Source organism: Candidatus Dactylopiibacterium carminicum, assembly GCF_014736495.1.
In the GTDB taxonomy this organism is placed as follows: Bacteria; Pseudomonadota; Gammaproteobacteria; order Burkholderiales; family Rhodocyclaceae; genus Uliginosibacterium; species Uliginosibacterium carminicum.
On the sequence record NZ_MDUX01000032.1, the window covers coordinates 14,565 to 37,593 of the forward strand.

Sequence of the window (23,029 nt, forward strand, 5' to 3'; positions counted from 1 at the left end):
TCGTCAGTCGGCGGCGCGCTGCGTCATCCGGCGTGCGTCATTTCCCGGCTTGGGCGCTGCGATTGTCGACTTCCTGCTTCACGGCCTGGGCCAGATCGTGCACCGCCATGGCGTAAAAGCTGCTGCGGTTGTAGCGCGTGATTACGTAGAAATTCTGGAAGCCCAGCCACCATTCCGTGGCTTCACCCGGCGTGACCAGGTCGACTAGCGTGATCTTCTGGCCCAGTGCGCTGGCCGGCAGCTCCGCTTCGATACCGTATTCGCCGAGGATGCTCACATCGATGGCCGGTTCGATGCCGGCATCCGCCAGGCGCTGGGCCTTGGCGGCGTCCGCCACGCGGGCCTGGCGCACGATGGGCGTGCCACTCTGCCAGCCGTGCTGCTGCAGGAAGATGGCGTCACGCGGGCTGCCATCCAGATCCACCTTGCCGTTGCCGTCACCATCCATGGCGAAATTGCGCACGCTGCTGGGCAGGAACTGTGGCAGGCCCAGCGCGCCGGCATAGGAGCCGGTGTAGCCGGTGACATCCCGGCCCTGCTCACGCGCCAGCAGGAACAGGGATTCCAGCTCGCGGCGGAACAGGTCTGCGCGCGGCGGGTAGTCGAAGGCCAGAGTGGCCAGCGCCGAGAGCGTATTGAAATTGCCGGTATAGCGCCCGTAGATGGTTTCCACGCCGATGATGCCGACGATGATCTCGGCGGGCACGCCGGTACGCTGGCTGGCTTGGGCCAGGGCCTCGCGGTTTTCCTGCCAGAACTTCGCGCCGGCCGAGATGCGGATCGGCTCGATGAAGCGGGTGCGGTAGCGCTGCCAGGAGCGCACTCCCGGGTTGCTGGGCGGACGGATCAGCTCGATCACACGTGGCTGTGGTGTGGCGCGGGCGAAGGCGGCATAAAGTTCGCCCTCCGTGAAGCGGTTGCGGGCGGCGATTTCAGTGATGAAGGCCTGCACGTCGGGGCGCTCGATAAAGCCCTGGGCATGGGCGGGCAGCGTGGAAAAGACGGCGGGGATGGCTGCGAGTGTCAGCAGCAGGGAACGGCGAAGGCTCATGGTCTGAAATTCTTGATCGTGCGGGCAAGCTCGGCGAGCTGCGCCGGGGTGGCTGGGGCTGCGCCATGGCGCAGGCGGGAATACTACTGTTCCGCGATGACGGCAATGGTAGCGGCCCCGGCCGGCAGGGCCAAGCCGGCGCGGTGTGCGTAGTCCGTCGGTGCTTCCCAGGCCTGGCGTGCCACGCCCGCGCGGGCGAGGCGGCGGCAGAAGCGTGACCAGAGACGGTCCAGCGCATCGCCAGACTTGCGCGGACGCAGCCGTATCCCCACCCAGGCCAGCCAGAGCGCCGCGCCCGCGCCGAGCAGCATGGCCATCTGGCGCCAGTCCGCGTCCGGCAGGCCCAGCTGTTCCAGGAATTGACGCTGGCGCTGCGCGTTGTAACCCAGCACTCACTGGTTCCAGCTGTTGTTCAGTGCTTCCCAGCGGTGGCGCAACGCGCGCAGCATGGCCAGAGCCTCGCGCATGAACAGTGGCCTGGGCTCGCTGCTGGAAAGGGCGCGGGAAAGGCCGCCATCGATGCGCTCCGGCGCACTGGTGGCGGTCGGGTCCACGCGCAGCCAGCCGCGCCCGGCGATCCAGACTTCGGCCCAGGCGTGGGCGTCGGACTGGCGTACCACCAGGCTGCCGTCGACGGGGTTGAACTCGCCGCCCTGGTAACCGGTGACCACGCGTGCCGGCACGTCGGCCGCGCGCATCAGCACGACGAAGGTCGAGGCGAAGTGTTCGCAGAAACCGCGTTTGCTGTCGAAGAGGAATTCGTCGGCCGGATGCGCCTGCGCCAGCGGCGGATACAGCGTGTATTGCAGACGTGCATCGCGCATCAGGGCGATGCCGGCATCCACACGGGCTGCCGGATCGGCATGCGCGGCGGCCAGGGCTTCGCCGGCAGCGCGCGTGCGCGGGTTGTTGTCCGGCAGGCTCAGGGCCGCCTTGAGCGCGCCGGGCCACTCATGCAGGCCGACCGGGGTGGCCGGGTAGGAGACCAGTTCCAGACGTTGCCGGGCGCTGACCGGGCGACGTGCCATCAGTGTGAAATCGTGGCCGTAGAGCGCGCCGCGTTGGCCGTCGGCGAGTGGATAGTCCATTGCCAGCAGCCAGCCCTGGTAGTGCGGCTCCAGCGTCATGGTGTAACGGTAGGCAGGCCCCTGCACGGCATAGGGCGGTTCGTTGCGCAGCATGTTGTCGCTGCGCTGCCAGCGCCTGCCATCGAAGCGGGTGAGTACCGGGCCGCGCCAGTAGCGTTCGCGCGCGGGCGGTGGATCGCCGGCGAAATCCACGCGGAAGGCGATTTCGCCGGACTGCACCAGCTCGGAGATGGAGCCGGGCTGCATCTCGTTGGAGAGCCCGGTGACGCCGGTGAACGCATCTCCCGGCATGCCCCACAGCGGGCCGTCGACGCGCGGGAAGAGTACGAACAGCAGCAGCGTCAATGGAATGGCCGTGCCCAGCAGGCGCAGGCCCAGGCGCAGTTGTCGTGCCACGGGCAGGGTCGGTCGCTCGATGTGCGCGCTGGTGGCGAGGATGGCCAGCGCGCAGGCGAGCACGCTGGCGGCCACGAACAGGGTTTGTTCATTGAGGAACTGCCCGGTCATCAGGAAGCAGCACAGCAGCAGGGCTGCGCGCGCATCGCGCTGCTTGCGCGTTTCCAGCAGCTTGAGCGGCAGCAGCAGCGCGAGCATGGCGAGCCCTGGCTGGCGGCCGAAGAGCTGGTGGTATTCGAATACGGTGATCGCCGCGCCGATCAGGGCGATGGGGATCAGCACCGCGCGGTGGGGGATGGCGCGATCCTGCCAGGTGAGCCAGCCCCGCCAGGCCAGCATCAGTGTGGCCAGTACGGCGACGCCGACGGGCAGTGCCGGCAGGAAGGGGGCCAGCGCCAGCGTGGCGGTGGCCAGCAGGTAGAGCCCCAGGCTGCGCTGGACGGCGGGGCTTTCAGCGCGGCGCATCGTCGGCCTCCGCCGGGTGAAGGGCCAGGCTTTCCAGGCAGGCGCGGTAATGCGTAGCGTCTTCACCGGGGCCGATCCGTCGGCCGGGAAGATACAGACTGCAGCGCAGGCCATGCTGGCGGGCTTCCAGCAGCCAGCGGGTAAGCTGGCCGAGGCGGCGCTCGATGTCCATCTCGTCAGACAGGGCATCCCAGTCCAGCACGCATTCAGGTCGTTGCTGGCTGGCGAATACCTTGGTCAGCATGCCTTGACCGCGCGCGAGCTGCTTCCAGGCAACCTGGCGCAAGGAATCCCCTGGCTGGAAAGTGCGCAGGCCGGCGAAGTCGTCGGCCTGCGGCGAGGCCAGTCCTGCGCCAGTGTCGCCGCCATCCTGCCCGCGCGACGGCAGCGGGTGTTCTCCGTGGGGGGCGGGATAGACCAGCACTGGCGCATCCGGCGCGATGTGCGCCCAGGCGCGTATCCAGCCCAGCGGCTGACGGGTTTCCAGCGTCAGCAGGCCGGGCTGGCGCAGACCACGCGGCTGGCCCGGCAGGTTCAGCCGCAACAGTGCCTGCGCATTCGCGGCGAGATCCGTACTGCCGAGCGCCTGTCCGTCCGCGCTGCGGATCACGATGCCGGCGCGTTCATGGCGCTGTGCATTGCGCAACTGCAGATGCCAAGCGCTTTGCGCGTCCGCGAAAATTTCTTCCGCCGGTGCGAGCCGCAGCTCCAGACCATGCAGACCGCGCCAGGCATGCAGGATGTGCAGCACGAAGACCGCGCCGAGCAGGAACACCAGACCATACCCCAGCGACAGGTTGTAGTTGATCGAGGCGATCAGCATCACCAGCAGCGTGATCAGCAAGGCGAAGCCGGCGCGACTGGGGAAGACGTAGATGCGTGCGGCACGCAGCCGGATCGGCTGGGGCTCTGGAATGCGCCCGCGGATCGCCCAGCGCCGCCAGCGTTGCTTCAGGCCGGCCAGGCGCTGAGTCATACCAGCGCGGCTTCGAGCAGGCGGCGCGCCATTGTGGCGCCCATCTGCAGGCTGTTGCCCAGGCGGTGCCCGGCGACGGCTGGCAGCACGGCCTGTACGTCTTCGGGGCGGGCGTGGTCGCGGCCGTCCAGCAGCGCCCAGGCGCGTGCGGCGGCGAGCAGGCTGAGACCGGCGCGGGGGCTGAGCCCATGGCTGCCTTCGGCCAGACTGCGGCTGGCGGCCAACAGGGCCTGCAGGTAGTCCAGCAGGCGCTCGCCGACGTGGGTACGGCTGGCCAGCGCCTGCAGTATCAGCAGATCGGCGGGCGAGATCGCGGCCGGCAGGCGGGCGAGAAGTTCGCGGCGGTCATGGCCGGCAAGCAGCTCACGCTCGGCAGCGGCATCCGGCAGCCCGAGCGACAGGCGCATCAGGAAGCGGTCCAGCTGGGATTCGGGCAACGGAAAGGTGCCGATCTGTTGCGAAGGGTTCTGGGTGGCGATGACGAAGAAGGGGGCGGGCAGGGCGTGGGTGCGGCCATCCACGCTGACCTGGCGCTCTTCCATGGCTTCGAGCAGTGCGCTCTGCGTCTTCGGTGTGCTGCGGTTGATCTCGTCGGCCAGCAGCACCTGCGAGAACAGCGGGCCTTGATGGAAACGGAAGCCTTGCTGGGCGGCATCGAAGATGCTCACACCGATGAGGTCGGCCGGCAGCAGATCGCTGGTGAATTGCACGCGCTGGAACTGCAGCCCGAGGCTGACCGCCAGAGCATGGGCCAGTGTGGTCTTGCCCACGCCGGGCAGATCCTCGATGAGCAGATGCCCGCGTGCGAGCAGGCAGGCGAGTGCCAGCCGCAGTGCCTGCGGCTTGCCCAGTAACACGGTGCCGAGTTGGTCGAGAACGTGCTTGAGTTGTTGGGCTGCAATCGCGGGCGTAGGAGCGAGAGGGGCGGACGACATGGCGGTTTCCGGGCAGGAGAGGCTGTTGGCTGCGGTTGATGACAGCAGTCTGAGCAGGATGGTTCTCCTGCTGCTGGCCTGAGTGTACCCGTGTCTGCATGCCGATCATCCCGCGCCGGTCGCCTCGGGGAAGCCAAGGGATACGCAGGGCGTGAAAAACCCGCCGTGCGCCAGGTGCGGCACGGCGGGTCTATCGGTCGGGGCTTGCTGCGCAGTTTATTTGGCTGCTGCGCGGGCTTCGGCCAGCCAGCCGTCGTAGGTCTTGCGATAGGCCCTGATCCAGCCGGCGACGTGACGTTCGATGTCGGCCTGCTTGTTCTCGCCCTGGCGCATGCGCATGTTCTGCGCGTTGATGTCGGCGTTGGGCAGTTTGATCACGGCGAACAGGCGGGCGGCTGCCGGGTTGGCGTCGGCCCAGGCCTTGTTGGCGACGATCTGCTGGTTGTTGGCCTCGAAGCCGTAATTGACGCCGTCGGGCAGTGCGGTGTCGGCATCGGGCTTGTCCTTGATGGCCGAGAACGGCACCTGCAGCCAGACCACGTCCTTGCCCGGCACCAGCACACCGCTGACCCAGTAGGGGGTCCAGGTGTAGTAGAGGATCGGCTGGGTTTGTTTGTAGCGGGCGATGGTGTCCGCGATGATCGCGGCGTAGGAGCCCTGCCGGTGGGTCACGGTGTCGCGCAGGCCGTAGGCATCCAGATGGTGTTCGATGGCCAGTTCGCAGCCCCAGCCGGGGTTGCAACCCGCCAGATCCGCCTTGCCGTCGCCGTCGGTATCGAACAGCTTGGCGATGGCCGGATCCTTGAGCTGAGCAACGTTGGTGATCTTGTATTTCTCGGCGGTGGCCTTGTCGATCAGGTAGCCCTGCAGGGCGCCGGCCGAATAGATGCCTTCGCGGTACAGCTTGGCATCGCCGCCGGCCTTGGCATAGAACTCGGCGTGCAGCGGATTCCAGTGTGTAGCCATGAAAGTGGCGTCGCCATTGGCGATGGCTACGTGACCGGCCGCGTACTCGATCTCCTTGATCGGTTGCACGTCGTAGCCCAGATCCTTGAGCGCCTGCATCACGATCAAGGTCTGAAAGGTCTCTTCGGCGATGGAGCTTTTCACCGGCACCACCTTCACGCCCTTGCCGGGCTGGTCAGCGGCGGCGCTGGCCATCGTGTTCATGCCGAGGCACAGCGTAAGTGCGCCGAGTGTGGTCTTGAGGAAATGTCTTCTCATGTGTCGTGACTCCTGGGAGAAGGTTGGAAAAAATCAGTGGCCGGCCTTGTGGCCAAGCCTTGTCGGCAGGGCGAGCAACAGTCCGATGGGGCCGCTGCGCCACCAGTGCGCACCTTTGCGCTGTGGGCGGGCCATGGCCTGGGTGAGGCGGTCGAGCATGATCGCGAGGATCACGATGCCCAGACCACCGACGGTGGCCAGCCCCATGTCCAGCCGGCCGATGCCGCGCAACACCATCTGGCCCAGACCGCCGACCGCGATCATCGAAGCGATCACGACCATCGACAGCCCCAGCATCAGGGTCTGGTTGATGCCGGCCATGATGGTCGGCATGGCCAGCGGCAGCTGGATGCGGAACAGCATCTGTAGCGGCGAGGCGCCGAATGCGTTACCCGCCTCGATCAGATCGCCGCGCACCTGGCGGATGCCCAGGTTGGTCAGGCGGATCAGCGGTGGCAGTGCGAAGACCACCGTCACCATCACCCCTGGCACGTTGCCGATGCCGAAGAGCATCACCACCGGTACCAGATAGACGAAGGCCGGCGTGGTCTGCATGGCGTCCAGCACCGGGCGCAGCAGTGCTTCGAGGCGGTCGCTGCGCGACATGATGACCCCCAGCGGCAGGCCGATCACGAGGCAGAAGACCACGGCGGTGATCACCAGCGAGAGCGTGACCATGGCGTCGTTCCAGGCGCCGATCAGGCCGATCAGCGTCATCGACAGCACGGTGCCCAGCCCCAGCCGCCGGCCGCCAAGCTGCCAGGCGATCAGCCCCAGCAGCGCGATCATCACCAGCGCAGGCACCGACAGCAGCGCGTGCTCGATGCTGGTGAGGCTGCTGTCGATGGGCACGCGCACGGCCTGGAAGGCGGGCCGGGCGTTACTGACGACCCAGTCCAGTCCATGCTCCACCCATCGGTCTACAGGCAAAAGCGCATCGCGGAAAGGGTGCATCCAGTCGATGCCGGTGGGGTCCGCCGAGGCCGCCGGGCCGTCCAGCCAGTCTCCGGGCGTGGGGGCCGGGTCCAGCCAGGCATCTGCGCCAGTCGTGCTCTGCCCGGCATCGCCGCCCACGGAGGCCCAGGGGTTGTCCATCTGCGTTTCAGTACTCATGCGGCCTCCTGTGTGGTCTGACGGTGGAGGAACTCCAGCATCGTGTTGCGTGTGACAGAGCCGCGATAGCGGCCTCTCTCGTCGATTACCGGCAGGCCCATGCCGAACGGCGTGCGGGTCAGGGGCTCGTAAAGCTCGGCGATGGGGCGGTCGTGGGCGATCGTCTGCACGTCGGGCAGAAAGGCCTCGACCAGTTTCGCGTCATCGCTGCGCCTGAGCGCCTGACGCAGGGATTCGATGGAGACCACGCCCAGCAGGCGCTGGTCCGGTGTCAGCACATAGCCGTACTCGCGGTCGTTGGCGCGCAGGCGTTCTAGTGCGCTGCGCACGCCCATGCCGGCGTGGTCGATCAGACTGACCTGGGTACGGCGGGCGATGTCGGCCGCCGAGAGGATGGAAGTTGCGTCGACACCGCGGAAGAAGGAGCGGACGTAATCGTTGGCCGGATTGCGCAGGATCTCCTCTGCCGTGCCGACCTGCACCACGTCGCCGCCCTGCATGATGGCGATGCGGTTGCCGATGCGGATGGCCTCGTCCAGATCGTGCGAAATGAACACGATGGTGCGCTTGTGTGCGGCCTGCAGTTTCACCAGCTCATCCTGCATTTCGGTGCGAATAAGCGGATCGAGCGCCGAAAAGGCTTCGTCCATCAGCAGAATGTCCGGATCGTTGGCCAGCGCACGCGCCAGGCCGACTCGCTGCTGCATGCCGCCGGAGAGTTCATCCGGATAGCTTTCGGCCCATTGCGCCAGGCCCACCTGCTCCAGCGCGGCCAGCGCGCGCTGGCTGCGTACAGATTTGTCTTCGCCGGAGAGCATCAGGCCAAAGGCGGCATTCTCCAGCACCGTGAGGTGTGGCATCAGCGCAAAGGACTGGAAGACCATGCTGATGTGCTTGCGGCGGAAATCGCGCAATTCGCGGTCGGACATTCTGGCGATATCCGTCGCGCCGAACAGCACTTGCCCCGAGGTGGGCTCGATCAGGCGGTTGAGCATGCGCACCAGCGTGGATTTGCCGGAGCCGGACAGGCCCATGATCACGAATATCTCGCCTTCATGGACTTCGAAGGAGGCGTCATTCACGCCGACGGTATGCCCGGTGCGGGCAAAGATCTCTTCTTTTGAAAGGCCTTGAGCCACCAGACTCATGGCTTCCTGGGGCTGGTCGCCGAAGACCTTGTATAGATTTTTGACTACTAGCTTTGCTTGCATTGTATTAATGCTGGCAAGCCGGCCCCCCGCTCCAGGGTGAGCTGTTCAATTCGAGGTACAGCAGGAGCAAGGATCCCTGAATACAGTCGTGGAAACTGTCGGGATATTCTGCCGGGAGCGAATCATGACGATATCGTCATTCAATCGCAGCAGGCCAGATTTGAAAAGTGGGCGGACCCACACCGTAACATGGAACGGAGAACGATTACAAGCAATCGGTTGTATTTTCTTCTGTGGGAATGTTTTTTTATGACAATGAATTCTGATGGATTGCTTATGAGGTCATAAGCAATGAATGGTAATTACAAAATCATTCAAATGACATTGTAATTGGACCGGCGCCCGGCATTCAGTTTGATTGTTCGCGTTGCGATCTGGCGGGGGCGTGCGTTGATTTGCCATCTTGAATCGGCTGTGATTCACGACGCGCCGGATGGTTCTGAAATCCGGAAATATCCACCTTGGCGAAAGCCGGAAATGCCGATGGGGCAATAGCCGTTTGCGGCCGGAAAGCGGAATGCGCCGGCGAGTGGGGCGAGCGCCGGGTCAGCGCACGCGGCCGGGTTTGATGCCGTAGCGACGCAGCAGCGCGTGGTAGTAGCTCACCAGCTGGGCGAGATTCTTGTTGCCGGCATCCTGAGCGCGTACCCGTTCGATGAACTGACGGGCGCTGCTGGCGAACTGGTCGTTCCAGCCGAGGTGCTCGATATGCTTGAGCAAGGCCAGTGCTGCATTGAACAGTACGGCCGTGTTGCCGGGCAGCTTTTCGGCAGCCTGCAGCATCTGGCGTACGGCGCCGGGATAGTCTCCGCTCTGTGCGAGCTGGGCGCCCTCGGTCATGATGTCGCGCACCTGGGTGCGTACCTGTTCGGCCAGTTCGTTGCCGAGCTCGCCGCGCCCGAGATCGGTGAGCATGTTCTTGATCTCTTCGACCGCGGCATCGTCGGCAGCGTGCCGCATCACATCCATGATCACTTCGGCGGCCTTGTCGTCCTGCCGGTTTTCAATGCAGATGCGGGCCAGTTGCTTTTGCAGCCCCATCGAGGTGCCCAGTTGGGGGTCGTTGTAGCGCAGGGCTTCGTCCAGGGCTTCCTGCGCCTTGGCGAGATCTCCGAGCTGGGTTGCCACCATGGCACTGGAGACGGCCTTGCAGAGCGCGGTCTTGGGCAGGCCTTCCATGTTGCGTTCGAGATCGCGCAGGGTGTTGGAGGCGCCGGCGGCATCCCCCATGCCGAGCTGGGCGCGGACCAGCGAGACGTGATCCTCGGGGTCGCGGAAATCCGAATACTTGCTCTTGTTGACCACGGTGGACAGCACCCGCGTGGCGGTTGCCATGTCGCCCACTTCGGTAGCCACCTCGCCAAGCCGGCGCAGTCGCCGCACCGTGTGTGGCGAGACGCGGACCGCGTCTTCCAGTGCTTCCTTGGCGGCCATCGCCTTGCCCGCGCTTTCGCGGACGCGGGCAAGCCAGTCGTAGGCATCCAGGTAGAGCGCGTTTTCCTGCAGTAATCCCGATAGCAGCGCTTCTGCTTCGGCCAGACGCTTCTGCATGAACAGCGTGCGTGCCAAGCCCAGACGTGCCCAGGGGACGGCCGGGGTTTCGAGCACTTTCTGATAGACGATCTGCGCTTCTTCCGCCTCGCCGATGCCGATGTGCAGCTCGGCGCGCAGGCGCAGGAAGTCGACCAGGTATTGCGGCTCGTCGATTTCGCCCTGGCGGCAGGATTCGATGGCTTCCAGCGTGTTGCCTGTCTCGATCAGCCGGTAGGTGGGCATGAACGCATCGCGCTTTTCGAGCGCACGCGAGAGGCGGTTGAGCAGCTTGTCGGAGGAGAAGGGCTTGAGGATGTAGTCGTTGGGCGCCAGTTCGGCCGCGCTGACCACCTTTTCGTACTGGCTTTCGCCGGTGATCATCAGGAACAGCGTGAAGAGCGGCACCAGGTGGTGGTTACGTAGATCCTCCAGCAGGTGTTGCCCATCCTACCCGTCGCCAAGATGATATTCGCAAAGGATGACGTCGTAATTCCTGTCGCGCAGCATGCGTACCGCAACGCCTGCGGAGACAGCCAGCGCAATCTTGCTGACGCCGCAAAGCGTGAGCATGTTGCGCAACTGCGAACGCATGTTGGCGTTGGTTTCGACGATGAGGACCGAGATTTCTTCGATCTGCTGCGGCATGGGGCGCTCTCCGGCGCTGCACAAGGGTCTGTGTGCACCGGATTGACGGCTTTTTACAGCTTTTCTGAAGGGGCGCCGGGCCGATCGGCAGTTTTCAGCTGCCGAGTGCGGCGAGCGCGAATGCCAGGTGCCGCGCCCGCTCGTGCAGCGAGGCGTAGCGTCCGGAGGCGCCGCCGTGGCCAGCCTCCAGATTGGTCACCAGCAGGGCCGGGCTGCCCTTGCGTTCGCGCAGCCGGGCGACGTACTTGGCCGGCTCCCAGACCATCACCTGGCTGTCGTGCAACCCGGCCTCCACCAGCACCGGTGGATAGGGGTGGGCATCGAGCGTGTCGTAAGGAGACCAGGCCAGCAGACGGTGGTAGTCCGTCACGCGTTGCGGATTGCCCCATTCCTCGTATTCACCCACGGTCAGCGGCAGGCTGGGGTCCAGCATGGTGGTGACGACGTCGACGAAAGGCACTTCGAGGACTGCCGCGCCAAACAGTGCGGGATCGAGCCGCAGGCTCGCCGCCACCAGCAGGCCGCCGGCGCTGCCGCCGTTGGCCAGAATGCGGCCGGCGCGCGTGTAACCGGCGCTTGCCAGTGCTTTGCCGCAGGCAACGAAGTCGCTGAAACTGTTTGGCTTGTGTTTCAGGCGCCCGCCGTCGTGCCAGCGCTGGCCAAGTTCTCCGCCGCCGCGGACGTGGGCGATGGCATAGATCCAGCCACGGTCGAGCAGCGAGAGCCGCGTGCTGGAGAACCAGGGGTCTGTGGCGATGCCGTAGGCGCCATAACCCTCCAGCCAGAGGGGCGCATTGCCATCGAGCGGTGTGTCGCGGTGATGCACGATCGATACCGGAATCCGGGTGCCGTCGGCCGCCAGAGCCTCCAGGCGCCGGCTGACGTAATGCGCGGCATCGAAACCGCCCAGCACGCGGGTCTGCTTGACGCAGGTGGCGCGGCGCGTGAGCGGGTCGTAATCGAAGGTGGCATCCGGCGTGGTGAGAGATTCGAATTCGTAGCGCAGGAAGGGAGAATCCCAGGCCGGCAGATCCTCGATTTCGATGCTGTAGGCGAGTTCCTCGAACGCGATGTCGTGCGTTTCCCCCGTGGCCAGGGCCGTCACCCGCAGGGTCTGCTGGCCATGGATGCGCAGGCTCAGCACCTGCCAGTCGCGCCACAGGTCCACGCCTTCGATGACCACCGCTTCGTCGTGTGCCATCAGCTCGCGCCAGGCTTCGCGGCGCCAGTCGCCGACAGGGACTTCGAGCAGGCGGAAATTCGGGCCGCTGTCATTCACCCGCAGCAGCAGGCGTTCTTCGTGGTGGTCTAGTTCGTACTCGATACCGGCGCGGCGGCGCGCGAACAGCCGCCAGCGCGCATCGGGCCGGTCTGCGGGCAGCAGGCGCAATTCGTTGGTGGTGTGGCTGCCACTGGTGAGCACCAGGAAGCCGTCGCTGCGCGTGCGCATCAGAGACAGCGAGAAGCGTTCGTCGTGCTCGGTGAACAGCAGGGCGTCCTCGCGCTCGCCGAGGCGATGTCGCCAAAGCTGGAAGGAGCGCTGCGTGACTGCGTCTTCCACGGTGTAGAACAGGGTGCGGTTATCCGTGGCCCACACCAGGCTGGTGATGCGCTGGCGTGAGAGGCGCAGATCCTTCCGGCGGCGAAGGTCGCGCAGGCGCAGGCGGTACTGGCGGTTGCCGCGTGTGTCCTCGGCCCAGGCCAGCAGATTGCCATCCGGGCTGACCTCGAAATCGCCCACTTCGTAGAAAGTCTTGCCTTCGGCTTCGCGGTTCTCGTCGAGCACCACCTCCTCGGGTGAATGCTCCCACCGCTCGTCGATGACGCGCTTACGCGCGTGGATCGGATAAGCCAGCCCCTGTTCGGTCCGGCTGTAATACATCCAGGCGCCGAGCCGGAGCGGTACCGACTGATCATCTTCCTGGATGCGCGCGAGCATTTCGGCGTACAGGGTTTCGCGCAATCCGGCCAACGGCGCCATCGCGGTTTCAGCGTAGGCATTCTCGGCCTGCAGATGCGCCAGCACGGCCGGATCGCGACGCCTGTTCAGCCAGTGATAGGGGTCTTCGCGCGTATGGCCGTGCGCAATCAGGCGTTTGGGTTTGCGGGGAGCAACGGGCGGCGTGGCGGAGAAATCGAGCACGGGAAACACGGGGCGGTTTGGCTTGGACATCGTGGCGACAGTGTACCCGGGCTTACTTCTCAAGGACGAAATCGCAGGGCGATCGGCGGGCATCATCGCCGCCTGCGCATATCGGGATATAGACCTCGAAGCGGCTTTCGAGTCTGGAGGGCAGGTATTGCGCATTGCGGCAGCGCCGCAGCCAGGGGCCATCGGCAGCATGCCAGCCGGTGGCCGCCGCGATGCGGGTCCGCAGGGCGGCTGCGTCGGGCACGGGCATACCCGCCTGGAAGCTGAACACCGCATAGAAGCCAGCGGGCAGGATGCCGTGATCCAGGCCGGCGATACGTTGTTCCAGTGGCGCATCCAGCAAGGCTGCCTGCACCTCGATGCGGCTGTGTTCATGCCGGGCGTACAGGTTGTCGGCCGCATTCACCGCCCAGCCGAAACGCTTGTGGCGCGGAATACCGCTGTGCATCGCGCGGGCACGCAGTTCGTCGGACGCCTGCTGCAGCTCGTTCCGGGGGCCTGTGTAGGGAAGGTACTGGATGCCCAAGGATGGCAGGGCTTCGATGCGCAGGTCGGGCTGCTGCTGACCGGGGCGATCACGGAAGGCCGAAGGAGCCTGTCCGTGCAGACGGCGGAACGCGCGGCTGAAGGCGGCTGCTGAGCCGTAGCCGGCATCCAGCGCAATGTCGAGCAGGGAACGTTCGGGATGGGTGCCGATCTGTTGCCGCGCGCGCAGCAGGCGCAGACGCCAGACACGGCTCATCGGGGTTTCCTGCGCATAGGTCTGGAAGGCGCTGTCGAGCCGGTGCCGGGTCATGCAGGCGATGTCGGCCAGTTCGGAGAGGCTCAATGCATCGTCCAGGTGCTGGTCGATGTATCGGGCCAGGTGGCCGAAGCGGGCGATCTGCCGCAGCTGCGCGTGGAAATTCATGTCGCCATCTTACCGAAGCGGGCGTCGCTGCTTCGCGTGGCGGCAGCAATCGGGCAATTCCGATCAAGGAGGCGGCAGGCCGGCTCGCTACCGTGCGTGCTCCAACCTTCCTCGATCAAGGTTCGCTCAGCCATGGATGCCGCCAACCCGGTCCGTTTTGTCGCCAGCACCTTGTTGTTCTTCCTCGGTGAAGACAGAAGACGCTATTTCACGCACATGCCCGTGGTGCTGATCACCGAGACGGGCGAATTGCTGCCGCCCCTGCTCAATGGCCTGCTGATCACCCTGCTGATGAGCCATCAGCCCGGAGACAGCCTGTTGCCCCTGGGCTTGCTGATCCTGGCGCTGGCGGCTTCGCGCGGCGTCATCGGCTGGGTGCGCCTGCGCAGCAAGCGGGTGCTGGGGCAGATCGCGCTGAATTGCCGTTATCGCGCCCGTGTGTGGGGATTCGAGCGCCTGGTCGGCTTTTCGATGAGCTGGCATCACCGGGAATCCGCCGGCAACAAGGTGCAGCGTCTGATGACCGGCGCCGATGCCGTGCGGGACTGGGGCAACTTCCACAACGATGTGGCGTCTCCCTTGTCATCGATGCTGGGGGTTGCGGTGGCCTGTGCCTTCATCAGCCCGTACTTCATCGTGTTCGCTGCGTACTTCGTGATGGGCATGGTGCTGATAGAACGCTTTTTCGACCGCAGGATCGCGCAGCTCAGCACGCACATCAACGGAGGTATGGAAAGCGCCAGCGGAACGCTGGTCGAGGGCGCGACGAACATGCTGACCATCAAGGCGAGTGGCGCGGGCGGCATGCTGCGTCAGGCCGTCGCACGCAAGGAGGCCCGCGCCACCGCGCTGGGGCACGAACGCGTGGCGCTTTCCACGCGCAAGGCGTTGATGTTCCATGTGCACATCGGTGTTGCGCTGGGCATTTTCCTGACGGTGATTTCCTGGGCCGCATTGCATGGCGTGATTGCCGTGGGTTTCGTGGTGACTTACCTGCAGTTTTTCCAGAGCCTGCGTGCCGCAACGAATGCCTTCACCGACCGTTTCCAGATTCTGGTGGAGCACCATGCCGATCTGATGCGCTTGATGCCGTTGTTCCAGGAGGCGCAGGGTAGGCGCGGGCAGGCACCGTTTCCCGTGAGCTGGCAGCACATCCGGATCAGCGGCCTGCATTACGCCTGGGGTGAGCGATCCGTGCTGTGCGGGCTGGATCTGATCGTGGCGCGCGGCGAGCGTATCGGTATCGCAGGGGAGTCCGGCAGCGGCAAGTCTTCTTTCATCAAGCTGTTGCTCGGCCTGTACGAGCCGCAATCCGGCACGATAGAGATCGGCGGTCTGCGCCGGCAGGACATCTCACCGGCCGATTTCGAGCAGCACGTTGCAGTGGTGCTGCAGGAAGTCGAGCTGTTCGACGTTTCGCTGAGAGACAACATCACGCTGATGCGCGAACAGGACGACGGATGGTTCATGCAGGTCTGCGAGGCGGCGCAGTTGGGCGGATTGATCACACGTCTGCCGCAGGGTGTCGATACGCCACTCGGCGAGCGCGGTCTGAGCCTCTCGGGGGGCGAACGTCAGCGTGTCGGGATCGCGCGCGCCCTGTACCGGCGCCCGGCGCTGCTGATCCTGGATGAGGCTACCTCGGCGCTCGATGGCGCGACCGAGGATCTCGTCATGCAGGGCATCCTGTTCTGCCTAAGCGCCGATGCCACGTTGATCGCCGTCGCACATCGTCAGCGCTCGCTGCGCCAGATGCATCGGGTCGTGCAGATCGAGCAGGGGATGCTGAAGCCGAGCGCGTGCGCCAACCCCGAGATCGTCTAGTCAAGCGGATGGCGTGCCGGAAAGTTCGGCCTGGTTTTCTACCACAGCCCCTCGTGGGTCCAGCTTCAGCCGGACAGGTTGCGGGGGAGTCAGGCTGAAGCCTGACCCACGAGGCGGAGTCGTTCGCTCAAGCTGAAGGAGGTCGTACAGTTTCTAGCACTATGCTGGCTTGAGCGGCGGTGCCGGGATGCGTTCGGTCTCGCCCGGTACCGCCGGGAAGCGGCCGGCCTCCCAATCCTCCCGGGCCTGTGCGATGCGCTCGCGCGAGGTAGAGACGAAGTTCCACCACATATGGCGCGGGGCATCTAGCGGTGCGCCACCCAGCAGCATCACGCGGCTGTCGGCGGTGGCGGCGATGCGTTCCTGCCAGCCCGAAGGCAGGACGGCCAGCGTGCCTTCGCCCGCGGTTTCACCCTCGATCTCCAGGGCGCCGCGCGCGACATAGACCGCACGTTCGCTGACGGCTTCCGGGAAGGAGAACTGCGCGCCCGCATCCAGTTCGCCGGCGGCATAGAAAGTGTCGAGCGCCTGGGTGACGGGCGAGACGTGTTCGTGCCAGCGCCCGATGAGCAGGTTCCAGTGCGCGCCGTTCTCGTGCCAGCGTGGCAGATCGCCTGCGGGATAGTGGAGGAAATCCGGCTCGGCCTCCTGCTGCTCCGCAGGGAGGGCCACCCACATCTGGATGCCTTCGATCTCGATGCCGGCAGCGCGGATGTCTTCCGGGATGCGCTCGGAGTGCACCACGCCGCGGCCGGCGCGCATCCAGTTCACCGCACCCGGTTCGATGCGCTGCACGACGCCCAGACTATCGCGATGCATCATTGCGCCGGTGAAAAGGTAGGTGAGCGTGCCCAGGCCGATGTGAGGGTGCGGACGGACGTCGTTCTCCGTGGTGCCGGCCCTGAAACTGGCTGGGCCCATGTGGTCCAGGAAGATGAAAGGGCCGACATTGCGCATCTGCATGGCGGGCAGCAGGCGGCGTACGGTGAAGCCGATGTCGCGCGATTGGGGTTTCAGCAGCAGGGGGCGGGGGGCGTTCATAGTTCTGTTCTCCCGGAATCGGTCTTGGAGGGATGATGTGCCAGGGAGGATGCCTGAAGCGCATTTCCAGGGGAATCCGGTTTTGCTTCGGGCGGCAGTTGCAGCATTTTCCTGCCGGCTGCGCGCGACACCGTATGCGCCGCTAGCGGCGCCGTGGCCAGCAGGATCAGCAGTGCCAGCAGTGCTTCCAGCGACGTTTCCTCGCGCGTGGCGGCCATGGCGCCGCCGAGTGTCAGTGCCGCACCGAGTGTGCCGGCCTTGCAGGCCGCATGCATGCGGGTAAAGCAATCCGGCAGCCGCACGACGCCGATGGCGCCCACCAGGCAGAACAGCGCGCCAGCGAGGATGAGAAAGGCTGACAACCAGCCGAACAGGTTTGTGCTCATGGCTGTTCTTCTCCGTCGGCCTGCCCGTGGCGTTTGTCGGGGAAGAGCAGCACGAAGGCGGTCGAGGCGAGAAAGGACACCAGCGCCAGGATCAGCGCAGCATCCAGCAGGGTACGCTGGCCCGTGAGCAGCGCCAGCAAGGTGACGACGGCCACGCTGAGCAGGGAAAGCGAATCGATGGCCACCACGCGATCTGCCGGTGTGGGCCCGCGCAGCAGGCTGTAGGCGATCAGTACGGCACTGACGGCGAGCATTCCCAGGGCCAGGGGCAATACCCAGCTCGCTCCAATGATCTCGATCCTCATGGCGTACTCCTTTCTTTTTTCGGTATTCCGGCATCCAGCCAGGCCAGCAGGCGCACTTCGATGGCGCGGATGTCGGCAATCACGGTTTCCGCAGGTCGGGCATCGAGTATCAGGAAGCAGCCCTCGTCGCGCCGGTAATCCAGGGCGAGGGTTCCCGGCGTGAGGGTCAGCAGGCAACCCAGGACCGTGGCCATCCGGTCGCCCGGCCGCTCCAGCGGATAGGTGATGAGGGCAGGCTGGATGTCGATGCGCGGGCTCAACACGATGCGGCCGACATGCCAGCTGGCGCGCACGGCGTCACCGATGAACCAGATCAGGAAGCGCGCGCCGATTTCCACCCGATGCACGTAGGGCCAGGTGCCGGTGATCGGCGCCGCCAGCCGCAGGGTCAGGTGGACCAGCACGAAGCAGCCCAGGACGCCGAGCGGACTCAGGCTGTTGGCGAGCGCGGCCAGCCCGATGGCAAGTACGCAATGCAGTCCGAACATGTCAATGGCCTCCCTGTGCCGTGATGGCTTGGATGTAGCCTGATGGATTGCCCAGCTGGGCCGCCGCCGCCGTGGCGTAATCCATCACCGGGCCTGCCGCCAGGCCGATCATCACGGTGATGCCGGCCAGCGCAGCGACTGCGATCCAGGCCGAGCGGGGGCCGGCGGTGGCGCGCAGGCCCTGGGTGCCGTCCGGATGCGGTTTGAGAAAGGCTTCGTTCCAGATCTTGCTCATCGACAGCAGCGTGAAGACCCCGGTCAGCAAGGCCACGCCGGCGGCGATCCAGGCATGCCCTTCCAGGCTGGCGCGCACCAGGATGAACTTGGCCCAGAACCCCGACAGCGGCGGGATGCCGGCCAGGGACAGTGCCGGAATGGCGAACAGGATGGCCAGCCAGGGGCGGCGCGCATACAGCCCGCCCATCGCCGCCAGACGCTCCGAGCCAACCAGGCGTGCCGCCAGGCCACCGACGAAGAACAGGTTGGCCTTCACCACGATGTGGTGAATCAGGTAGAACACCGCGCCCGCCAGCGCCAGCGGGCTGGCCAGCGCGAGGCCGAGGATCATGTAGCCCACCTGGGAGACGATGTGGAACGACAGGATGCGCCGTATCTCGACTTGCGCGGCAGCACCCAGCACGCCCACCAGCATCGTGGCGCAGGCGACCCAGAGCAGCACTTCGTGCGCGAGGCCCGCCTGCGGCCATACCAGGGTAACGATGCGGATCAGGGAGTACACGCCGATTTTGGTCAGCAGCCCCGCGAACAGCGCGGAAACCGCCGTACCGGCGACATGATAGGAAGCAGGCAGCCAGCCGAACACGGGGAACAGCGCGGCCTTGACCGCGAAGGCGAACAGCATCAGCACGATGGCGGCCTGGGCGTTGTCGCCAAGCATGCCCGTGGCGGCCAGGGAGGCGAGCCCGGCCATGTTCAGCGTGCCGGTGGCGCCGTAGAGCATGGCTGCCGCGAACAGGAACAACAGGGTGGCGACCAGGTTGAGGATCACGTATGACAGGGCACCGGCCAGGCGCCGCCGCCCGCCGCCGAGTGCGATCAGCGCGAAAGAGGCCATCAGCAGCACTTCGAACCAGACGTAGAGGTTGAATACGTCGGCGGTGATGAAGGCACCGGCCACGCCGGCCAGCAGCCCCTGGACGAAGAGATGAAAGTCGCTCGCCAGGCTGCCGGCTTCATCGTGACGCAGGCCATACAGCACCGTGGCCAGACCGATGATGCCGGTGATCGCCACCATGGCGGCGGAAAGACGGTCGATGGCGATCGAGATGCCGTAGGTGGCCTGCCAGCCGCCCATCTGTACGGCCAGCACTTCGCCCTGGCTGGCCAGGCCGACGAGCAGCAGCCCGGCCAGCGCCAGCCCGGCTGCGCCTAGGGCGCTGATCAGTGCGACCAGTCCGCGATGCTGCCGCAGCAACAGGCACAGGATGAAGGTCGTCATCGGCAGCAGGACGGGAGAGACCAGAAGCAGATTCATGTGCGGATCTCCCCGGCGTCGGCTGCGGGCAGATCGGGTGCCGGCAACAGTGCCTCGCGGGTGATGTCGTCGGCGATCAGGCTGTCGTGTTCCGCATGGGCGCGCAGCGCGACGGCCAGCGCGAATACCAGCAGCGCGAAGCCGATCACGATGGCCGTCAGCACCAGCGCTTGGGGCAGGGGATTGGCCATGCCGGAGGCGACACCCTCCATCGTGGTGAAGGCGGCCTGGCTGCTGCCCAGGCGGCCGGAGGCCACCACGCCGAGATTGACGGCATTGCCCAGCACGACCACGCCCATCAGGATGCGCACCAGATTGCCGGACAACATCAGCCAGATGCCTATCGCGGCGAGCATGCCCGTGGTGATTGCAGCGATGATCTCCATGTCAGGCCTCCTTCTCGTCGAGCAGGCGCAGCAGCATGTGCATGACCGCGCCGAAAACCGCCAGCAGCACGCCGACGTCGAACAACAGCGGGGAACCCAGCGGTACGCCGCCCGGTGCGATCCAGCTGCCGCTCAGGAATGGCTGACCGCGCAGCAGGCCGATCACGCCGGCACCTGCCGCCAGGGCCAGACCCAGGCCGCTGAGCGTTGCAGGCTCGGCGCGCAGTACCCCCTTGGCTGCGCGCGAACCGAAGCCGAGTGCCACGAGCAGTACGCCGCAGGCCGCCACCAATGCGCCGATGAAGCCGCCGCCGGGCAGGTTGTGACCACGCCAGAGCAGTAGCAGCGCGATCAGCAGCATCAGCACCGCGAAGGGTTTGAGCGTCTGCTGCAACAGCACGGATTCGAATCCGCGTTGCGCCGTGCCGCCGGGGCGCAGCCCACTTCCCAGCATTGGCGCGGCGGCCAGCGCCGCCAGCGTGACGACGAGGATCTCGCCCAGTGTGTCGAAGGCCCGGAAGTCGACCAGGATCACGTTCACCACATTGGCGCCGTGCCCCAGCGGCAGGCTGTGGGCCGTGAACCACTCGGCGATGTCGCCTTGCAACGGGCGCCCGAGGCTTGCCAGCATCACGGCCGCGATGGCCAGACCGAACAGGGCGGCGATGCCCAGGCGCAGGGCGCGCCGGGTGGCCGTGTCGGGTTGCCGACGGCTTCGTGGCAGGCGACGCAGCACCAGCGCGATGAAGACCACGCTGAGCGTTTCCACCATGATCTGGGTGATGGCGACATCGGGGGCGTTCACCGTGAGGAAGAACAGCCCCAGGCCCAGGCCGGACAGGGAGAGGGCGGCAATCTGGGCGATCCGCTCTCGCAGGAAGCAGACGCCCAGTGCGCCGGCCAGCGTGAGGAGGCAACTTCCCAGGCTGGGCGGCAGGATCGGCGAGGTCTGCATATCCCTCAGTCCGTGTAGCGCCAATGGTGCCGCGATGGCCAGGCTGATCACGCTGGCCACGCCGACCAGCAGGGCCAGGTGGCGCTGCAGGGAGCCGTGCTGGAAGGGCGTCGCCAGCCATGCCGCGAGGCGGAAGATGCCATGCAGCAGGTTGTCCCAGAGCCTGTCGCCCTTGATGTGCCAGAGCGCTCTGGCGAGATTGAGGGCATTGCGGACGCGATGGCTGTTCAGATAGAAGAGCACGCCGAGCGTGACGGTCAGCAGGCTGGTGACCACCGCAGGCGTCAGCCCGCCCCAGAGATACAGCCTGACCGCGACTGGGCCATAGGAAATCGCCTGCACCGCGGCATCGATCAGCCAGACCTCCGGGAAGTCGCTTAGCACGCCCAGCGCGAAGCCGGCCAGGGCCAGCAGCATCGGCCCCAGCCACATGGCGACACCGACTTCGTGCGGTGTTTTCGGATAACGCCCCTGCTTGCCCAGGAAGGTGCGCAGGAAGACGATGCCTGCCACGGTGAGCAGCAGGGCATTGGTGATCGTCATCACCGCTGTGATGGCCCAGCCCAGCGGGCCAAGCTCGATCAGCCCGGCGTACTGGAATTCCTTGGCGATGAAACCGAAGAAAGGCGGCAGACCGGCATTGGAGAACGCAGCCAGTGCCACGGCGGCGCCGGTCAGCGGCATGAAACGGATCAGCCCGCCGAGATAGCCCGTCTCACGGGTGCCGGTGGCGTGGTCGATCGAGCCGACCGCCATGAACAGCGCCCCTTTGTAGAGCGAATGGGCTAGCAGATAGATCGCGAAGGCCTGCAGACCATAGCTGGTGTTCGTGCCCAACAGCATGGTCAATTGGCCGGGCACGGTGACCGTGGTGTAGGCCAGCATGCGCTTCAGATCGGTCTGGCGGAAGGCGAGAATGGCACCGAGCAGGGCCGTACCTGCACCGAAGAGCATCAGTGCGCCATCCCAGCCGCCTCCGCCGCCAAAGATGGGATTCAGCCGCGCGAGCAGGTAGATACCGGCCTTGACCATGGTCGCCGAGTGCAGATAGGCCGAGACCGGTGTCGGCGCATTCATGGCGTTGGGCAGCCAGATGTGGAAGGGGAACTGTGCGGATTTGGTGAAGCAGCCCAGCAGGATCAGCACGGCGATGGCCGGAAATACCGGACTGGCCTGGATGGTCTGACTATCGAGCGTCGAGAAGGACCAGCTACCGCCCGTATCGCCCAGCAGGATCAGCCCGGCGAGCAGTGCCAGACCGTCCCCGCCGGTGATCAGCAGAGCCTGTAGCGCGGCACGGCGCGATTCGGGCTTTTCATGCTGGAAGCTGATGAGCAGGAACGAGGTGATGCTGGTCAGTTCCCAGAACACGAACATTCCGATCAGGTCGTCCGCAAGCACCACGCCCAGCATGGCGGCCATGAAACCGAGCAGGTAAGCATAGAAACGGCCAAGCTGGTGATGGTCCGAAAGATAGCTGCCTGCGTACAGCACGATCAGCGTGCCGATGCCGCTGATGAGCAGGGCAAACAGCAGGGAGAGGCCATCCAGGCTGAAGCTTAGCGAGACGCCCAGGGCAGGAACCCAGGCCAGGCTCTCACGCAGCGGTACGCCGGAGGCGATCTGGGGAACCTGGGCGACGAACCACAGGAAGGCGGCCAGAGGGGCCAGAGCGAGTAGCCAGGCGGCCCGTTGATCGAGTCGCTTTGCCAGCAGCGGGGCGACAAGCATGGCAGCGAGGATGCCGAGGATTCCGGTCAGCATGGCAGTTTCCTTCAGGACAAGGAGTGAATCGCCCCCGGTTCACTAGACACTTCGAAGCCTTAAGCTGGCAACCAAGTGGAGGTGTCTATGAGTAGCAAGCGATACACGGAAGAGTTCAAGATTGAAGCGGTCAAGCAAGTGACCGATCGTGGACATAGCGTTGCGGACGTTGCCGGGCGACTGGATGTGAGCATCCACAGTCTGTACGCATGGATCAAGCGCTACAGCCTGACGCCGCAGGAGCGTCAAACGCAGGATAGCCAAGAGGACGAGTTACGTCGGCTACGAGCCGAGCTCAAGCGGGTAACCGAGGAGCGCGACATCCTAAAAAAGGCCACAGCGTACTTTGCCAAGCAGTCCGGGTAAGGTACGCCTTCATCGAAGCGCATCAGAACGTCTGGCCAATCCGACGCATGTGCAAGGTCATGCGGGTCCATCCGAGTGGGTACTACGCCTGGCACAAGCCCAGCCGCTGTCTGCACCTGCCCTGGAAGATCAGCGCATTGAAGGCCTGATCAAGCAGTGCTGGCTGGAAAGTGGTGCCGTGTATGGTTACCGTAAGATCACGCATGACCTGCGCGATCTGGGCGAATCCTGCGGCAAGCATCGTGTTGCTCGGCTGATGCGCCAGATCGGCCTCAAGTCCCTGACGGGCTATGGGCGTCGGCCGGGCCGCTACGGGGGGG

20 protein-coding genes and 1 pseudogene are annotated in these 23,029 nt (G+C 65.5%); 2 read left to right on the forward strand and 19 right to left on the reverse strand.

Going from position 1 to position 23,029, the window contains the following annotated elements; all coding sequences use genetic code 11:
* Positions 1-37: 37 nt before the first annotated feature.
* The 12 genes from mltB to BGI27_RS10595 all read right to left on the reverse strand — a co-directional run bounded on the left by mltB (position 38) and on the right by BGI27_RS10595 (position 13,699).
* A complete protein-coding gene (gene mltB, locus BGI27_RS10540) occupies positions 38-1,051 on the reverse strand; it encodes a lytic murein transglycosylase B (RefSeq protein ID WP_095524829.1) in 1,014 nt (337 codons plus the stop codon).
* 83 nt (positions 1,052-1,134) lie between these two features.
* Positions 1,135-1,443, reverse strand: a complete 309-nt coding sequence (locus BGI27_RS10545) for a DUF4129 domain-containing protein (RefSeq protein WP_095524830.1) — start codon at positions 1,441-1,443, stop codon at positions 1,135-1,137.
* Positions 1,444-3,000 carry a transglutaminase TgpA family protein gene (locus BGI27_RS10550; protein ID WP_170943015.1) on the reverse strand — a complete coding sequence of 519 codons (1,557 nt, stop codon included), beginning with the start codon at positions 2,998-3,000 and terminating at the stop codon, positions 1,444-1,446.
* A complete protein-coding gene (locus BGI27_RS10555; protein ID WP_095524832.1) occupies positions 2,987-3,976 on the reverse strand; it encodes a DUF58 domain-containing protein in 990 nt (329 codons plus the stop codon). Before BGI27_RS10555 ends, BGI27_RS10550 begins: the two co-directional genes overlap by 14 nt.
* Complete coding sequence (locus tag BGI27_RS10560) at positions 3,973-4,911, reverse strand: AAA family ATPase (RefSeq protein ID WP_095524833.1); 939 nt, start codon at positions 4,909-4,911, stop codon at positions 3,973-3,975. The genes BGI27_RS10555 and BGI27_RS10560 overlap by 4 nt, the downstream gene beginning before the upstream one ends.
* Before the next feature lie 216 nt (positions 4,912-5,127).
* Positions 5,128-6,135 carry a glycine betaine/L-proline ABC transporter substrate-binding protein ProX gene (gene proX, locus BGI27_RS10565; protein ID WP_095524834.1) on the reverse strand — a complete coding sequence of 336 codons (1,008 nt, stop codon included), beginning with the start codon at positions 6,133-6,135 and terminating at the stop codon, positions 5,128-5,130.
* Between the two features lie 33 nt (positions 6,136-6,168).
* A complete protein-coding gene (gene proW, locus BGI27_RS10570) occupies positions 6,169-7,248 on the reverse strand; it encodes a glycine betaine/L-proline ABC transporter permease ProW (RefSeq protein ID WP_095524835.1) in 1,080 nt (359 codons plus the stop codon).
* Entirely contained in the window at positions 7,245-8,459 is a 1,215-nt protein-coding gene (proV, locus tag BGI27_RS10575) for a glycine betaine/L-proline ABC transporter ATP-binding protein ProV (protein ID WP_095524836.1), read from the reverse strand. Before proV ends, proW begins: the two co-directional genes overlap by 4 nt.
* A gap of 546 nt (positions 8,460-9,005) precedes the next feature.
* Positions 9,006-10,397, reverse strand: a complete 1,392-nt coding sequence (locus BGI27_RS10580) for a tetratricopeptide repeat protein (protein WP_095524837.1) — start codon at positions 10,395-10,397, stop codon at positions 9,006-9,008.
* A gap of 42 nt (positions 10,398-10,439) precedes the next feature.
* Positions 10,440-10,637: a response regulator gene (locus BGI27_RS10585; protein ID WP_095524838.1), complete on the reverse strand. Its 198-nt coding sequence runs from the start codon at positions 10,635-10,637 to the stop codon at positions 10,440-10,442.
* 94 nt (positions 10,638-10,731) lie between these two features.
* The gene (locus tag BGI27_RS10590; RefSeq protein ID WP_170943014.1) at positions 10,732-12,810 is read right to left on the reverse strand and encodes a S9 family peptidase; all 2,079 of its coding nucleotides are present in this window, start codon (positions 12,808-12,810) and stop codon (positions 10,732-10,734) included.
* A gap of 22 nt (positions 12,811-12,832) precedes the next feature.
* Complete coding sequence (locus BGI27_RS10595; RefSeq protein WP_095524840.1) at positions 12,833-13,699, reverse strand: AraC family transcriptional regulator; 867 nt, start codon at positions 13,697-13,699, stop codon at positions 12,833-12,835.
* A gap of 96 nt (positions 13,700-13,795) precedes the next feature.
* On the opposite strand from BGI27_RS10595, the gene BGI27_RS10600 reads away from it, so the two are divergent.
* Positions 13,796-15,523 (forward strand): ABC transporter ATP-binding protein, encoded by a 1,728-nt coding sequence (locus BGI27_RS10600; RefSeq protein ID WP_095524841.1) that lies wholly within the window; start codon positions 13,796-13,798, stop codon positions 15,521-15,523.
* Positions 15,524-15,682: 159 nt separating this feature from the next.
* Here BGI27_RS10600 and BGI27_RS10605 read toward each other — a convergent pair whose 3' ends face one another.
* From BGI27_RS10605 to mbhE, 7 genes are read right to left on the reverse strand one after another with little or no spacing between them, the layout of a single operon-like run.
* A complete protein-coding gene (locus BGI27_RS10605) occupies positions 15,683-16,564 on the reverse strand; it encodes a pirin family protein (protein WP_095524842.1) in 882 nt (293 codons plus the stop codon).
* Positions 16,561-16,950 carry a monovalent cation/H(+) antiporter subunit G gene (gene mnhG / locus BGI27_RS10610; protein ID WP_095524843.1) on the reverse strand — a complete coding sequence of 130 codons (390 nt, stop codon included), beginning with the start codon at positions 16,948-16,950 and terminating at the stop codon, positions 16,561-16,563. The genes BGI27_RS10605 and mnhG overlap by 4 nt, the downstream gene beginning before the upstream one ends.
* The gene (locus BGI27_RS10615; RefSeq protein ID WP_095524844.1) at positions 16,947-17,255 is read right to left on the reverse strand and encodes an MrpF/PhaF family protein; all 309 of its coding nucleotides are present in this window, start codon (positions 17,253-17,255) and stop codon (positions 16,947-16,949) included. The genes mnhG and BGI27_RS10615 overlap by 4 nt, the downstream gene beginning before the upstream one ends.
* Positions 17,252-17,743: a Na+/H+ antiporter subunit E gene (locus tag BGI27_RS10620; RefSeq protein WP_095524845.1), complete on the reverse strand. Its 492-nt coding sequence runs from the start codon at positions 17,741-17,743 to the stop codon at positions 17,252-17,254. Before BGI27_RS10620 ends, BGI27_RS10615 begins: the two co-directional genes overlap by 4 nt.
* A 1-nt stretch (position 17,744) precedes the next feature.
* Positions 17,745-19,238, reverse strand: coding sequence for a proton-conducting transporter transmembrane domain-containing protein (locus BGI27_RS10625; protein ID WP_095524846.1), 1,494 nt, complete (start codon positions 19,236-19,238; stop codon positions 17,745-17,747).
* Positions 19,235-19,624, reverse strand: a complete 390-nt coding sequence (locus BGI27_RS10630; RefSeq protein WP_141239745.1) for a sodium:proton antiporter — start codon at positions 19,622-19,624, stop codon at positions 19,235-19,237. The genes BGI27_RS10625 and BGI27_RS10630 overlap by 4 nt, the downstream gene beginning before the upstream one ends.
* A 1-nt stretch (position 19,625) precedes the next feature.
* A complete protein-coding gene (mbhE, locus tag BGI27_RS10635; protein WP_095524847.1) occupies positions 19,626-22,343 on the reverse strand; it encodes a hydrogen gas-evolving membrane-bound hydrogenase subunit E in 2,718 nt (905 codons plus the stop codon).
* Between the two features lie 87 nt (positions 22,344-22,430).
* On the opposite strand from mbhE, the pseudogene BGI27_RS10640 reads away from it, so the two are divergent.
* A pseudogene (locus BGI27_RS10640) lies at positions 22,431-23,029 on the forward strand (IS3 family transposase); the annotation flags it as partial.

What these genes read in the sequence shown, in the direction of transcription:
- mltB (WP_095524829.1), bottom strand. Translation starts at nt 1,051, where the DNA reads ATGAGCCTTCGCCGTTCCCTGCTGCTGACACTCGCAGCCATCCCCGCC.
- BGI27_RS10550 (WP_170943015.1), bottom strand. Translation starts at nt 3,000, where the DNA reads ATGCGCCGCGCTGAAAGCCCCGCCGTCCAGCGCAGCCTGGGGCTCTAC.
- BGI27_RS10555 (WP_095524832.1), bottom strand. Translation starts at nt 3,976, where the DNA reads ATGACTCAGCGCCTGGCCGGCCTGAAGCAACGCTGGCGGCGCTGGGCG.
- BGI27_RS10560 (WP_095524833.1), bottom strand. Translation starts at nt 4,911, where the DNA reads ATGTCGTCCGCCCCTCTCGCTCCTACGCCCGCGATTGCAGCCCAACAA.
- proX (WP_095524834.1), bottom strand. Translation starts at nt 6,135, where the DNA reads ATGAGAAGACATTTCCTCAAGACCACACTCGGCGCACTTACGCTGTGC.
- proW (WP_095524835.1), bottom strand. Translation starts at nt 7,248, where the DNA reads ATGAGTACTGAAACGCAGATGGACAACCCCTGGGCCTCCGTGGGCGGC.
- proV (WP_095524836.1), bottom strand. Translation starts at nt 8,459, where the DNA reads ATGCAAGCAAAGCTAGTAGTCAAAAATCTATACAAGGTCTTCGGCGAC.
- BGI27_RS10585 (WP_095524838.1), bottom strand. Translation starts at nt 10,637, where the DNA reads ATGCCGCAGCAGATCGAAGAAATCTCGGTCCTCATCGTCGAAACCAAC.
- BGI27_RS10590 (WP_170943014.1), bottom strand. Translation starts at nt 12,810, where the DNA reads ATGTCCAAGCCAAACCGCCCCGTGTTTCCCGTGCTCGATTTCTCCGCC.
- BGI27_RS10595 (WP_095524840.1), bottom strand. Translation starts at nt 13,699, where the DNA reads ATGAATTTCCACGCGCAGCTGCGGCAGATCGCCCGCTTCGGCCACCTG.
- BGI27_RS10605 (WP_095524842.1), bottom strand. Translation starts at nt 16,564, where the DNA reads ATGAACGCCCCCCGCCCCCTGCTGCTGAAACCCCAATCGCGCGACATC.
- mnhG (WP_095524843.1), bottom strand. Translation starts at nt 16,950, where the DNA reads ATGAGCACAAACCTGTTCGGCTGGTTGTCAGCCTTTCTCATCCTCGCT.
- BGI27_RS10615 (WP_095524844.1), bottom strand. Translation starts at nt 17,255, where the DNA reads ATGAGGATCGAGATCATTGGAGCGAGCTGGGTATTGCCCCTGGCCCTG.
- BGI27_RS10620 (WP_095524845.1), bottom strand. Translation starts at nt 17,743, where the DNA reads ATGTTCGGACTGCATTGCGTACTTGCCATCGGGCTGGCCGCGCTCGCC.
- BGI27_RS10625 (WP_095524846.1), bottom strand. Translation starts at nt 19,238, where the DNA reads ATGAATCTGCTTCTGGTCTCTCCCGTCCTGCTGCCGATGACGACCTTC.
- BGI27_RS10630 (WP_141239745.1), bottom strand. Translation starts at nt 19,624, where the DNA reads ATGGAGATCATCGCTGCAATCACCACGGGCATGCTCGCCGCGATAGGC.
- mbhE (WP_095524847.1), bottom strand. Translation starts at nt 22,343, where the DNA reads ATGCTGACCGGAATCCTCGGCATCCTCGCTGCCATGCTTGTCGCCCCG.